This window comes from Maribacter flavus, from assembly GCF_008386635.1.
Taxonomy (GTDB): domain Bacteria; phylum Bacteroidota; class Bacteroidia; order Flavobacteriales; family Flavobacteriaceae; genus Maribacter; species Maribacter flavus.
This window is the reverse complement of record NZ_VUOE01000001.1, coordinates 2,163,880-2,178,482: the sequence shown is the minus strand read 5'-3', so window position 1 is coordinate 2,178,482 and position 14,603 is coordinate 2,163,880. Positions and strand designations below refer to the sequence as shown.

Sequence of the window (14,603 nt, the reverse complement as noted above, 5' to 3'; positions counted from 1 at the left end):
TCATATTTTATACCGTTGCGCCATAGTTTTTATACCCTCCTGAAACTTGATATGTTCTTCCGCATAACTAGTAAACCTTGCATCACAGCCTCATCGACCTTTGTAATATCAAAAAAATCATATAAAACCTTTAAAAATTTATGCATGAAAACAATCAAAAAACAAATTATGTTAAGAATGGCCATTACTGCCCTTACCTTAATTACTACAATTTCTTATGCTCAGAAGAATTCGGCTTCTCATAACAATTTTACCAGAGATGGCTTTATGTTCGAATTTGGCCTTGGAGGTGGTGTTATTAGTATTGAAGATAGTGGTGGACTCCGAAACTTTGATGATAGTCAAGGTGGTGGTACTTTTCCGGAATTAAAGTTTGGTTACATGTTGAATAACAGTTTGGCGATTACCGTTTCTTTACCTGGAATGATTTACACGCTTGATGAAAATGATAGGGACTTTGGTGGTATCATACCTTCTGTTCAGTATTGGATAAAGGATAGATGGTGGGTACATGGCGGCGCTGGTTTAGCCATAGATTCTCCTGCTCTCTACGATATCAAGGAAAATGTTAATGACGATTGGAATACAGGAATAGCGGCAATGGTTAGTACGGGTTATGAAGTCTACAGAAAAAACAAATTTGCATTAAATGTACAATCCAAACTGCTTGTTGGTGGTGTAAAGCTAAACAATGACATTGACAGAGAGGTTGTGCAATTTAGTTTGGGAATTGGTTTTAGCTGGTTTTAATTAATAAGGAATTTTAAAAAGTAAAGAAAATGAAAAGTCTATTTGCAATACCATTGGCATTAATGATTCTTAGTGCCTGCAATGACCAATACAATACAAAAACCGAACAACCAACACCGGCTGATTATACGGCAGGTGAAAAATGGGTCTGGAAATACAAGGGTATGACTACTGAAGGAGAAGTACGCTCAGAAGGAACAGATACAAGGGTAGTCGTAAGTTATGATGGAGTTTTAGGAATGACTATCGGTAAAGATACCATTCCAATTGCAGAAATTGCTAAACCAGATGAAAGTGAAACACCTAAGTACGACTGGCCTCTTGAAATTGGCAAAAAGTGGAAATATGAGAATAATTGGACTAGTCAAGATGGAACTACGGGAAATCAAAGTCAAACTGCCGAAGTACTATCATTCAAAGAAGAAACAGTTGAAGCCGGAACTTTTATGGCATACACCATTAAATATTCTGGCAAGACTACCAATTCCAGGGGTTACAATGCAAATGAAACAGAAGTTTGGTTGTATGCTCCTGCCGTGAAAAATTTCATAAAACTAACCCAAGACCAAGGTGAATTTCACTACGTAGAGGAATTAATCGAATACTCAAAACCTAAATGAAAGCAAAAATGATTGTAAATAATGAACAAACACGTATGATTAAGATAGCGAGAACAACCGGTATATGGTATTTAATGATGGCTATTACAGGAATTCTAGGATTTATGGTCTTTCATTCTCAAATATTCGTATCCGGTAATCCTGAACAAACGCTATCGAATTTGGTAGCATTGGAATCGACTGCAAGAATTAGGTTACTGTTAGAGTTTGCTATCGTACTATCACAGGCACTCACCGCTGTTTGGTTTTTCAAATTATTTAAGGACAATTATGAATGGGAAGCTTGGACGATAGGTATATGGGGCATGGTGAATGCCGTAGCCATAATGATAAGTGCAATTTCAATAGCCTCAGCAATAGGTATTGCAAATTCCGATATAAGTATTACGGAAGACAAAGTTCTACTAATTCAGATACTTCAACATATGATTTCAAATGCTTGGGGAATTGGTGGTCTATTTTTTGGGCTTTGGTTATTTCCAATGGGATACATTGTTATTAAGTCAAAAAGGTTGCCTATCTGGTTAGGAAGAGTTCTTATTTTAGGTGGTATAGGCTACCTGATTAGCACTGTTATACGCTACGCAGGAATTGATTTTAGCTTCAATAGATTTCTTATGCTACCCGCAACCATTGGAGAATTCTGGATGATAGGATATTTACTAATTTTTGGAATAAGGCCAATCAACGAGAAAAATTAAACTAAAATGGCATATAACATTGGTTAAAAAACAAACGGTTGAAAGTTTTAAGTAAAGATTGTGACATTCGACAAAAATCAGTTCTCGGATGAAAGATTTACGGTTCTAAAACCGTACTTTTCTTACTAGAGACCATTGCGGCTAATTTGAGTTAACCTATGAAATTATTTAGAAAAATTCGGCATAAGTTAATTTTAGACAATAAGAAAACGCAGTACCTGAAGTATGCGTTAGGCGAAATTGTTCTAGTAGTCATTGGAATTTTAATTGCGATACAGATAAACAATTGGAACCAGTCGATTAAGGATAAGGATTCCTTACATGAATATTTGACTAAAATTAAATCTCATACGGCTGAAGATATAGAACAACTAGCAGGATTAACAAAAGGACGAAAACAAATTTCAGACATCTGTAAAGAAGCACGCAATAGCATTTTAAATAAGACCGAAAAAGAGAATCTTTTTTTATTCAAAGTAAGCGGGGCTGCTTTTGCCGATTTCTATTTCAAACCAAATTCGGGGGGGTATGAATCTTTGAAAAACTCTGAATTTTATGGAAAAATAAATAATACCAAACTTGATTCACTATTGGCTAAATATCACGGTTTAGTGGATATCATTGCGGAAAATGAGCGAAATTACAATCAATATGCCGTATACCAAGAAAATTACCTCGATTCGCAATTCGATAGGTCACTTATGTTGGCTTCTGCATTCATGCCATTAGATTCCCTAGCAACCAAAGCCACACCTCAATCTGAATATGACCAAGCATTCCTTGAGTTTACAGCAGAACCTGCTTTTAGAAATGTCATAAGTCTAGCTGCGTGGCAGTTTGATACGATGATTGAACAATATAGCGAGTTAACGGAACTAGGAAATCTCATCATAGAAGAAATTAATACGACAACCGGTGACTAAAAAGAAAAATAATAACTCTAAAAAATGGGATACTAGCGACAACTTGAATGCAATCAGTTGAAGTATAAAAAATTACACCTGTATTGATGTAGCAACCTACAAAAGATCATGAAGACATTCTTCAAAACAGAACAAGGAAAACAAGCTATTTTACATCTATATGATGAAAAGCTAAAGGAACTCAAAATTGCGCATAAATTTCTGAAGGTGAATACATCTTTTGGTGAAACAAACGTAATTGCAACTGGCAATTCGACTAATCCACCAATAATCTTAGTGCATGGCTCAAATGGCTGTGCACCAATAGCTTTAGAAACGTATCCAAACTTACATAAAACACATCGAGTATATTCTATTGATGTTCTGGCTCAACCAAATAAAAGTGCTGGCACCCGTTTGAGTATGAAAGATAATTCTTATGGAAAATGGGTGATTGAACTAATCCAAAACCTAAATTTAGACTCAGTAGCAATGGCAGGTTTCTCCTTTGGCGGATTAGTGATTTTGAAAACGCTGGAATACGATGAAAGTAGGATTACTGGAGTCTATTTGTCCGCCCCAGCTTACATCGTAAATGGCAATCCATTAAAAGCATTGTTCAAAATTTTCATTCCGATGAAACGTTTCATAAAGACTAGAAAACCAAAATACATTGAGAAGTTTTTAGCGGAACTATTCACCGATAGGGATGAATTTGCTTTCAAATACTTATCAAAAGTGTTTTTGGAGTTTGACATGGACTTCACACCAGTACCCGTGATTGATGCGAAGAATGCTGCCAATATTAAAACGCCGATTACAATTTTTGCTGCCCAGCATGATATTATTTTTCCAGGTAAGAAAATGCTAAAAAGAGCAAAAAGGATTTTTCCATCCTTGACAATGGATAATTTACTAATTGATTCAAAACACGTTCAGAGCAAAAACCAAAACCGAATCATTGAAGAAGTAATAATTAAAAATCAATTTAATTTACTTTGACCTATGCCTTTCTGGACGTATCATTCAGCTTGACTATTAGTATTGGTTTAAATCAAATGGCACTCGAATGAAAAAACATTTAAATCATCAATCATACGAAATACAGAAGAGGCTAAAAAACATCGATGGCATACTTCATTAACAAATCTCGTTCTATTCATTTTAGGTGCGCTCATCAACATCCCCTTCAGTAGAGAAGTTAAAAGACTAAATATAGAAGCTGGAAATTCCGGAATAAACTTAAATAAATCGATTCATACTGACATAATTCCTATCGGAATAAGCAGTTTAATATTAGACCTTGTATTCGGATGTTTTTTTTGGAAACGAGGATTATTGATTGCCATACTATCAAAAATTTTATCGGACTTAGTACTACAAGTAATGAGAACAACGTACACCTAAATAATAATCAGGATAGCACATTTGTACAAAATGAAATATATTTTATTAATCAGTCTACTATTAGCAATGAATTGCACTAGTAAAACCAATTCAGAAAGCATTTCAAGAACAGTGAAAAACCCTGAAAATTTTATTGCTGTTTTAGATACCATCTGGAAAACTGAACAGCGTCCAATTACATTGCGAGATTCACTTATGGAAATATATGGCGCTGACTCAGAATTGGTTAAAGAACAGCAGGCTGTTTACGAGAAAAACCATGTCGATAATGAAAGAAAAGTAAAGCATCTTTTGGATACCTATGGTTGGCCTACTAAAGAAATGGCGGGGGAACAAGGAAATTGGACCATATGCAATGTTCTACAACATTCAGACAATAAGATTCATATACAGTATCTACCAATGATGAGGCAAGCTGTAAAAGAGAGGAAACTAGAACCTCGATTTTTAGTAAGAGCAGAAGATAGAACAGCAACCGAAAGGGGAGATTTACAAATTTATGGTGGCCAAATGAAGTACTATCCAGAATCTAAGAGTTTTAATCTTTGGCCTGTTTTAGATCCAGAAAATATCGATAAAAGAAGAACCGAAATTGGACTTGACTCCATCGCCATATTTCTAAAGAATAGATTTGATTTTGAATGGGACCTTGAAGAGCAAATTAAGAGAACAGAAGAATTCAAACGTCAACGAAACAAAGGAAAATAATTATATTTCTAACTTGACCAATTTTAAACGGCAATCGTTTTGACCTTTAAATAAAGAAGATAGCAATGTCAATGAATGATATAGATGAAACTCGATTTTTTCAAAGACTAGTTGATATTGGCACCTATAAAGACTTTTCTATTACCGAAAGTAGATATACACGAGTAACGAATATGGCTGCCATTTTTGGGGCGTTATTTCATGCCCTTTGGTTACTTCTTTCCATTTATTTTATGGAGGCACCTATAATTTACATGAACAATGCTTTATTAGGATTGCTATTTCTAGCGGTGTTACTTTGGAATAAAAAGGGACGGCGTGTTTTGGCATCTACATGGCTTTTTATAACAGGATATATATCAATTCTCCTTTTTCTCTATCTTTTGGGCTATTCTTCAGGGGTTGTGGTAATTTGCTTCCTGATGATTATCCTTCCTCACATGACATTTCCTAGAAAAGCAAGAAAATTAGCTAATGGTTTTAGCGCGCTGGCTTGCCTAACTTTAATAGTCAGTGTAATATTTCAAACAAAAATCAATGCCCATTATAATGGAGTAGACACCTATTTATCACAAGTGGTCAATATCAGTATAACTGGATTCATTTGTCTTGCACTTATATGGAGTTTAGCTGTTTTAATTGATAGGTCAGAGGAATCCCTTATAGCTGAACAGAAAAAATCAGATGATCTTCTGCATAACATTCTACCTGCTAACATTATTAAGGATTTAAAAGAAAGTGGCAAAACAATTCCAAAAAGGCACAAAAACGTAACAATTCTATTTACTGACTTTGAAGGTTTTACAAATCTAGTTGCATCAATGTCACCAATCACTTTGGTCAATGAGCTCAACGATATTTTTGGAAGATTTGATGATATAATGGAGAAAACAGGAGTTGAAAAGATTGAAACAATCGGTGATGCCTACATGGCTGCTTGTGGGCTCGAAGAAGAAATTACCAGCCATGCTGTCAACTGCATTAAAGCAGCCCAAAAAATGCTATCCTACCTTGAGGAAAGAAATAAGAGCCATAAAATAAAATGGAGAATGCGGGTTGGGATACATTCAGGAACTATAGTAGCTGGTGTTGTAGGCAAAAAGAAGTTTGCGTACGACCTTTTTGGAGATACTATAAATACCGCTAGCAGAATAGAATCGGCCAGTGAAGCAGGTAAAATCAATATCTCCTCATCTACTTATGAACTAGTTAAAAATGATTTTAATTGTCTTTCTCGTGGAAAGATTTTCGCGAAAGGAAAAGGGGATTTGGAAATGTATTTTATAAAATAAACTGTAAAACAACAAATGTAAAAGATTCAATACCCGTAAAAGCTGTAAAGATAGTATACATCGAGTTCTGAAATAAATATCAAAGACGACCTAATGAAAAAAAGAAAAATTAGTTCAATATTACTTACAGTTCTCGGTGTTATTTTGAGTGCCGCCTTCTTTTTAATGATTAAATTTCCGGAAGGATTCGAGGTTTATTTCAAAAAGGAATACTACAACCAATTTGGCCCTTTGGCTATTAGTTTGGAACTTGTAATTGCGGGTTATTAAATTTTTTTTGGACTTAAAAAAAATTTTGCTTTAGCCCTTTTTGGATTTACAGCTTTACTAGACCCAATTTTTAATCAGATTGGTCTGTTCAACAGCATCGTGCCTTTATTTGGTAGTATAACTTTAGCTAGTTGTGGACTACTAGCTCTCTGGTTAGCCTTTACAAACCCCTTTGAATTAAAGCGTTTGTCTCTTTTTGTTGCTATTATTAGGCTTGTGCTTGGAGTTGATATTGAACTATTCTTCAATTACCCAACTTAAGGAAATGTAAGCACTATGTGCTCAATGGTCTATGTTTGAATTCATTTGGTTACCTATAGCACTTTAAAGGTGCGCCACCTTTGTCTCACCACAGTTAATCTCTATTTTTTTGATCGTACCAGTGTGTAGCCCAGTAACCCTGTATTAAGATTAATTTTCTAGAACCCTGCCGCGGCTAAACCTCAATAGAGTTTATCGAGGAATATTCTAAGAAAATAATGGCCAATATAAGGCAATCTAGGGCAATCTATACGAATGAACTTTTCCGGATAATTCAATCCTATTTTTGATTTTAAGCAACAGTTTCTATTGACCAGCTACAACTCGGCAGCCGATTGAAAGACTCTAAGTTAGTCTTTGGAAATATTATCAAGAAAGATGGGTCCTGCCCTCTCAATAAAACTTATGCGACTATCTAACGATCAGTTGTGTCATTTTTACCATATCTATATTAGAAAATAATAGGTAATTCCAGTATTTCCACAAATAGCTTACCACTGGGTCATAAATCCTGAATTGCGTCATAATTTATATGAATTCACCATAGTTTTTATCCCCTCCTGAAACTTGATATATGATTCCGCATAGCTTGTAAACCTTGCTTCAAGACCTCATCGACCTTTGTATCATCAAATAAATCGATTAATAATCTTAAAACAAAAGTCATGAAAACAAGTTCTTTCAAATCGTTTAAAAACAGAGTAGGTATCTCCGCTCTTATGTTAGTATTCTTAACAGGATGTGGTGAATCGGCTAACAAGGAAAAAGTAACAACAGCTGTTACCAATGAAAAAAGCGTCCCTAAACCTACTATGGACCTACAGACGGCCATATTATCGAATAATGCAGAAGTAGTTGAACAACACATTGCTTCTGGAACGGACATCAACAAAAAAGACGCCATGAGTGGTTCCACACCGTTGATTACCGCAGTAACTTTTGACAAAGGAAACATCGCTGCAAAACTTATTGATGCGGGAGCAGATCTTACCCTTAAAAACAACGATGGTGCTACTGCTTTACATGTTGCCGCCTTTTTTGGAAGAGTAGAAATGGTACAACTCTTAATCGATGCCAATGCGGACAAATCCCTAAGAAACAGCTTTGGAGCTACTGCTAGGGAATCGGTAATGGGGCCTTATAATGAAGTTAAGCCCATTTATGAAATGTTACAGCAACAGTTGGCTCCCATGGGCCTACAGTTAGATCTTGCCGAAATAGAAAAAACACGTCCAGTCATTGCAATGATGTTGCAATAGGACATTTTAATCCACTACAATGAAAACACAAAGAAGATACGACATTGATTGGTTGCGGGTCATTGCCATTGGCCTGCTTCTAATCTACCATATAGCCATTGTTTTTCAACCTTGGGCCATGTTCTTGGGATTTATTAGAAGTGAGGATTCATGGGAGGGTCTGTGGAAGCCAATGACCCTGCTCAATGTCTGGCGCATTCCATTCTTATTCTTCGTTTCCGGCATGGGTGTTTATTTTGCCATGAAAAAAAGAAATTGGAAGCAATTGGTTTGGGAACGTTCCAAAAGGATTCTATTACCTTTTCTCTTTGGAATCGTGGCCATTACACCGCTTCACATGTACATTTTTCAAAGCTATTACAAAATTTCCCCAAACTATTTTCCACATGTGGGCCACTTATGGTTTCTAGGAAATATCTTTTGTTATGTACTACTATTGATGCCGTTATTTTTTCTGCTAAGAAAATACGAGAATAGTACGTTTCAAAAAGTACTGTCCAAAGTGATGAATCATCCTTTGGGACCACTAAGCATTGCCCTTTTCTTCATGTTGGAAACGTATATACTACAACCTCAGCCCTTTGCAATGTACGCCCAAACTTGGCATGGCTTCTTTTTAGGATTGCTGGCTTTCCTTTTTGGTTTTATGCTCATGTATAGTGGCACTAATTTTTGGAAAACCGTCTTAAAATGGAAATGGGGGTATTTTGGCTTGGCTGCCATATTATATGGGATTCGATATTACGTTTATGCCACCGAAGCACCAGGGTATTTAATGTCCCTTGAATCTATAAGTTGGATTCTCTGGGTATTTGGAATGGGTTATACCTATTTAAATAAACCTAGTAAAACACTTACTTATTTAAGCAAAGCGGCATATCCGATCTACATTGTTCATATGTTCGCTTTGTATTTGGGAGCATTATTAGTTCTACCGCTCGATATACCTGTATCCGCTAAGTTTATTATCATTACGATATTCACTATGGCGCTCTGCTTTTTTATCTATGAAATCCTAATACGTAGAATTCCATTGGTAGGGCCTTTATTCGGATTGAAATGGGACATAAGACCAAATCCCAACAAAAATCTACCTGAAATACAAAACACTTTCGATAAAGAAAACCTTAAAACGGGAAATGAATCCCTATCTTAAAGACTTATAGTCAAAATAATGAAAAAAAAGCTTCATACTATTTTTAGAATCGTTTTGCTTATGAGTACTGCAATCTCCTTGTTTTTCGTACCATGGTCCATTGTATGGGCTTGGATAGTTCCATTACCAAATTCGGTACAGGAACAAGTGGAAGAGGCTTTGGATAGAGGGTTCGATGGCATCATAGTCTATGTGGATAAAGCCGGAGAACCTCCAAAGACCTACACAGCTGGCTGGCATGATTGGGACCACACTATACCTGCCCGTAAAGATGCTTTGTTTAAAATTGCGAGCGTAAGTAAGCTTTACCATGCCGTAGCAATTGCTAAATTGGCAGAAGCCAAGCAGCTATCCTTGGATAACACCTTGGCTGATTATTTTCCAGAATTGGTTGGAAGAATCGAATATGCCGATGAAATCACGTTGCGTATGATGGTTCAGCACAGAAGTGGCATTCCCAACTACACCGATACATTTAATTATTGGGCAAACCCAAAGGAAACACCCGAAGAAAACCTAGCGTTAATCTTGGATCAACCGGCTACGTTTAAACCTGGCAAAGGGTACGAATATAGCAACACCAATTATTTGTTACTCTCGGAACTGATTAAAAAAGTAACTGGGGAAAGTGAATTTCATTATTTCAAAAGGGAAATCTTAAACCCTCTAAAACTTAAAAATACCTTTGCATCTATTAATGATGTGGATTTAGATGATGTTATGAGTGGTAGATATGAGGGTTACAATACCGACTTAAAAACGGATGACCAAGGAATGGTGGCCACTGCGCAAGACGTAGGTAAATTTTTAAGGGCACTTAACGATGGCTCCGTATTCAAGGGAGGGGAACGTGAAATATATGCATCCATATATGTGTTCAACCACACGGGATTGGTACCAGGATACCAGACCATAGCAAAATATGATGAAGATATGGATGCTGTAATCGTACAATTCACCAATACCACTAATTTTAAAGGGTATAATTGGAATATTTCCGAAGTTATATATAATCGAATCGTTAAATTAGTGCGTCGTGGACAAAACGAATAAAATCTTGAAGACGATAACGGCTATTATTTTTGTTCTAATAGCAATAGTACTAGGAATCATTTTTTACCTGGAAGTAGAATTTCCTACTGGCCTATCTAGCTATTTTAAAAGGGAATATTATGGTCAGTTTGGGTCTTTAGCCTTATGTGTAGAATTGTTGGCTGCAGGTATTTATTTATTGAAACAAGATAAAAAGGTGAATTTCGCACTGGCCCTTTTTGGATTTTCGGTACTTATGGATTTTCTATTTAGTATACTGGGAGTCTTTCAAAGTTTTTTACCGGTATATGCCAAGGTAATTTTTTTAATTTGTTCGGCTTGGTCCCTTTGGTTGGCATTTACGGATAGCTTCAATCTTGGGCGTATTTCCATATGGGGTGCATTGGTTAGCTTTATTTTGGGAAATATTGTTGAGTTATTTTTCAATCTTTGGTAAAGTATCAGTACAAAAATCATTTATGACATACTTGAATTCCTCCTATTTTTTTGATTACAACGATACTACAATTGACGTTCTCCTAAAGAAGTCGCTGACTAACGACCTTTCATCTAAGGAGAAGGCCATTAGATTATATACCCTTGTCAGGGATGGTTGGAAATACGACCCTTATGGTATTAACCTTTCTAAAGAAAACTACAGATCAAGCACGATTGTACAAAAATCAACGGGAAACTGTGTAGAAAAATCCATTCTATTAATTTCCCTTTTGCGCGGTGCGGGCATTCCGGCCAGATTGCATTTGGGTAAGGTTAAGAACCATATTGCCGTGGAGCGATTAACGGAAAAATTTGGTTCCAACGAGTTAACACCCCATGGTATGGTCAATGCGCTTCTTGACGACAAATGGCTTAAAATGTCCCCTGCCTTTAACAAGTCGCTCTGTGAAAAATTCAATGTAGAACCCTTAGAGTTCGATGGCAATAATAGTTCCTACTTGCAGCAATACAACAATTCTGGAAGTCTTTTCATGGAGTATACTGACGACTATGGATATTTTGAAGACGTGCCACTCGATTTTATGAAAAAAAATATTGAGGAACATTACCCCCATATCTTCAAAACTAAAAAGGGAAAGACCGAATTTAAATTATAAAACTTTCATAAATCATTGTTAAACCACGTGTTTTCAGGTTAAACAGAAAGTGTTCCAAATACATCTTTTATTTACATTTAGTCCTTACCAACTCAATTCATAACCGATGCAAAAAGATTCAAAAAGCTGTAAAACCATGGTTTTCCCGTGGTTTAAACTCACGTTAAGTTCCTTTATTTTATTGGTTGCCTGCAATGAAAAACCGGTTGCGGACCTCTCAAAACCGGAAGAAAACAGGTTTACGACCACCGTTTTAACGGAACCCGGCGAATTGGACGAGCCCATGGCATTTACCTTTATTAACGATACGGAAATGCTTTTGGTAGAGCGAAAAGGAGGCGTCAAATCCTTCAATGCGGATACCAGGATCGTCAAAACCGTGGGGAATGTTTCTGTGAATACCATCTACACCAACAAGGAAGGCCAGACCAGGACCGCTGAAGAAGGCTTGATGGGCATTGTCGCCCATCCGGATTTTGCGAACAATCACTGGATTTTTATGCTCTATGCCGACCCGGATGAGCCCAAACATGTTTTGGCTCGATGGGAATACAGGGATGGAAAGCTACTGGACGATACCAAAAAAGTGGTACTGGAATACCCTGCCCAACGCGAAGTATGCTGCCATACGGGGGGTGGAATGGTATTCGACAAAAATGGTAACCTGTTCATGACTATCGGTAATAATACGGCAAACCCGCCGCAAGGTACATCCAATCTGGACGAACGTCCTGGACATGAAACCTCGGACGACCAAAGAACGGCCGGAAACTCCAACGACCTACGAGGGTCTATTATCCGCATTCACCCAGAAGATGATGGTTCCTATACTATACCTGAGGGCAATCTCTTTCCGGAGGGTACGCCCAAGACCCGCCCAGAAATCTACACCATGGGGCATAGAAACCCATGGAGAATTTCCATCGATAATGAAACCGGATTTATTTATTGGGGCGAGGTAGGTCCGGATGCCTCCGAGGATTTGGACCAAGGACCCAAAGGTCATGATGAATTCAATCAGGCCAAAGGTCCAGGATTTTTCGGGTGGCCCTATTTTATTGGGGACAACAAGCCGTATGCCGACTATGACTACGAAACCGATTCCATTTACGGCTATTTTGACGTTGAAAAACCGATAAACACCTCTCCAAACAACACGGGTATTACCGAGTTGCCCCCACCACAAAAGGCATTTTTCTGGTACCCTTATGGCTATTCGGAGGAATTTCCCCTTTTGGGCAGTGCTGGTAGGAGCGCTACCGGAGGTCCCGTGTTCCGTCAGGCAGACTTCCCTGCATCGGACAAACGCTTCCCCGCTTATTACGAAGGCAAATGGTTGATTACTGAATTTATGCGCGGGTGGATCATTGCCGTAACGATGGATGAAAATGGGGACTATGTGTCCATGGAGCCTTTTTTACCCAAAGAGAATTTCTCAAGTGCCATAGACATGCAATTTAGTCCGGATGGGGACCTGTACGTATTGGAATATGGCTCTGCATGGTTTCGAGGCAATGAAAATGCCCAGATCAAAAGGGTACAGTACAATGGAGGCAATAGGATTCCGATCATCCAGGCCAGTGCGGATAAAAAAGCAGGTGCGGTACCACTTGAACTAAATCTTTCCTCGGAAGGCACCATGGATTATGACAACGACGCGTTATCCTATCAATGGACAGTGTCCTCGGATAGTGGCTTTTCCCAAAGTCTGGATGGCCCAAATCCTAAAATCATATTGGAAGATGCAGGTATCTATACCGTAAACCTACAAGTAACGGATAGTGAAGGAAACAGCAACGAACAGCAGTTCAAGGTGACCGCGGGTAATGAACCGCCAACCATTGATTTGGAAATCGTGGAAGGGAATCAAAGTTTCTTCTTTCCGGACAATCAGCTTACCTATACTATCAAGGTTTCGGACAAGGAAGACGGCTCCGTATCGGATGGTGGCATCAAGGAGGAAGAAGTAGCCGTCAACTTCGATTATGCCCCGGAAGGTTTTGACCCCATTGAAATTGCGCAGAACCACGTGAGTACGGATGAATGGATCACCCTCTCAAAAGGAAAGGCCCTGATCGATGAAAGTGACTGTCTTTCCTGTCACCGCGTGGATATCCGCTCCATTGGGCCCAGCTATCAGGAGGTTGCGGCCAAGTACAAGAACGATATCCAGGGGCAAAAGGAAATTGCCCAACGGATTATCAGTGGTAGTGTTGGAATCTGGGGCGAGCATGCCATGAGCGCCCATCCGGACCTGAGTGAGCAAGATGCGGCATTGATCGTGGACTACATAATGGGCCTCAACGATCCGGAACAGGAAGTTAAAAGGATACCGCTATCGGGAAGCTATACCACAACGGTACCGCAAAAAGAAAATGGAAAAGGTAGCTACCTCTTGCGCGTAGCCTATACGGATAAGGGAACGGACAAAGTGCAATCGCTCACTTCCGAAAAGATTATCGCCTTGAGAAATCCCGTCATCACCTCGGAACAATATGACGAGGCCGAAGGCACCAAATTGTTGATAACACCTAACAGGGCTTTAAAGATGAATAGGAACGGTGGATGGTTATCCTATAAAAACATCGATTTTACAGGTATTACAGAAATGGTCATCAATGCGGAGGCCTCCACCCGTACCAAGGATATTGGCGGTATTATCGAAGTACATTTGGATGCCCCGGACGGACCTTTGATCACGACCACGGAAGAAATAGCGCCGTTGGAACTGAACTTTAGGGAGGAATTACAACGCCTTAGAAGCGAGTGGGAAGCTGGAGGAAAAAAAGGCCCGGAACCCAGTTTTAGGTCCGTAATGGCCCTTGCCCAAAAAAGCATCCCGGTGGATGTGAAGGATATAAACGGTTTCCATGACCTCTATTTGGTGGTCAGGAACCCAAATGCCAAGGAAGGGGAAATGCTCGTACAGATAAATACCTTGGAGTTCAAGAAAAATTCAGAGGCTTTATAAAGGAAAAGTAGAATTAAAAAGAGACCGTTTAAAACGTAGTTTTGAATGTCAAATTGAGCCTGTTGAAATATTATTATTTACTGATAATCAAAAATCGGTTTCGACAGGCTCAAACTTACAGCAGGGCAAAATAAGACTTTTTGGACGGCCTTTTTTTAT

13 protein-coding genes are annotated in these 14,603 nt (G+C 38.3%); all 13 read left to right on the top strand.

The window, feature by feature from the left end:
• Positions 1-144: 144 nt before the first annotated feature.
• The 13 genes from F0361_RS09390 to F0361_RS09325 all read left to right on the top strand — a co-directional run bounded on the left by F0361_RS09390 (position 145) and on the right by F0361_RS09325 (position 14,444).
• A complete protein-coding gene (locus F0361_RS09390; RefSeq protein WP_154918209.1) occupies positions 145-750 on the top strand; it encodes a hypothetical protein in 606 nt (201 codons plus the stop codon).
• A 29-nt stretch (positions 751-779) separates the two neighbouring features.
• Positions 780-1,370 (top strand): hypothetical protein, encoded by a 591-nt coding sequence (locus F0361_RS09385; protein ID WP_154918207.1) that lies wholly within the window; start codon positions 780-782, stop codon positions 1,368-1,370.
• A complete protein-coding gene (locus F0361_RS09380) occupies positions 1,367-2,071 on the top strand; it encodes a DUF4386 domain-containing protein (RefSeq protein WP_246160848.1) in 705 nt (234 codons plus the stop codon). Before F0361_RS09385 ends, F0361_RS09380 begins: the two co-directional genes overlap by 4 nt.
• Before the next feature lie 158 nt (positions 2,072-2,229).
• Positions 2,230-2,994: a DUF6090 family protein gene (locus F0361_RS09375; RefSeq protein WP_154918206.1), complete on the top strand. Its 765-nt coding sequence runs from the start codon at positions 2,230-2,232 to the stop codon at positions 2,992-2,994.
• 108 nt (positions 2,995-3,102) lie between these two features.
• Positions 3,103-3,975: an alpha/beta hydrolase gene (locus F0361_RS09370; protein ID WP_154918205.1), complete on the top strand. Its 873-nt coding sequence runs from the start codon at positions 3,103-3,105 to the stop codon at positions 3,973-3,975.
• Positions 3,976-4,410: 435 nt separating this feature from the next.
• Positions 4,411-5,088: a DUF6624 domain-containing protein gene (locus tag F0361_RS09365; RefSeq protein ID WP_154918203.1), complete on the top strand. Its 678-nt coding sequence runs from the start codon at positions 4,411-4,413 to the stop codon at positions 5,086-5,088.
• Between the two features lie 71 nt (positions 5,089-5,159).
• Positions 5,160-6,380: an adenylate/guanylate cyclase domain-containing protein gene (locus F0361_RS09360; RefSeq protein WP_211361151.1), complete on the top strand. Its 1,221-nt coding sequence runs from the start codon at positions 5,160-5,162 to the stop codon at positions 6,378-6,380.
• A gap of 93 nt (positions 6,381-6,473) precedes the next feature.
• A complete protein-coding gene (locus tag F0361_RS18835) occupies positions 6,474-6,650 on the top strand; it encodes a hypothetical protein (protein WP_211361150.1) in 177 nt (58 codons plus the stop codon).
• 926 nt (positions 6,651-7,576) lie between these two features.
• Positions 7,577-8,170, top strand: a complete 594-nt coding sequence (locus tag F0361_RS09350; protein ID WP_154918199.1) for an ankyrin repeat domain-containing protein — start codon at positions 7,577-7,579, stop codon at positions 8,168-8,170.
• Between the two features lie 19 nt (positions 8,171-8,189).
• The gene (locus F0361_RS09345; protein WP_154918198.1) at positions 8,190-9,326 is read left to right on the top strand and encodes an acyltransferase family protein; all 1,137 of its coding nucleotides are present in this window, start codon (positions 8,190-8,192) and stop codon (positions 9,324-9,326) included.
• An 18-nt stretch (positions 9,327-9,344) separates the two neighbouring features.
• On the top strand, positions 9,345-10,379 hold the full coding sequence (locus F0361_RS09340; protein WP_211361149.1) for a serine hydrolase domain-containing protein: 1,035 nt from the start codon (positions 9,345-9,347) through the stop codon (positions 10,377-10,379).
• A 458-nt stretch (positions 10,380-10,837) separates the two neighbouring features.
• Positions 10,838-11,473 (top strand): transglutaminase-like domain-containing protein, encoded by a 636-nt coding sequence (locus tag F0361_RS09330; protein ID WP_154918193.1) that lies wholly within the window; start codon positions 10,838-10,840, stop codon positions 11,471-11,473.
• Positions 11,474-11,579: 106 nt separating this feature from the next.
• Positions 11,580-14,444, top strand: coding sequence for a PQQ-dependent sugar dehydrogenase (locus tag F0361_RS09325; protein WP_211361148.1), 2,865 nt, complete (start codon positions 11,580-11,582; stop codon positions 14,442-14,444).
• The last annotated feature ends 159 nt before the right edge of the window (positions 14,445-14,603 follow it).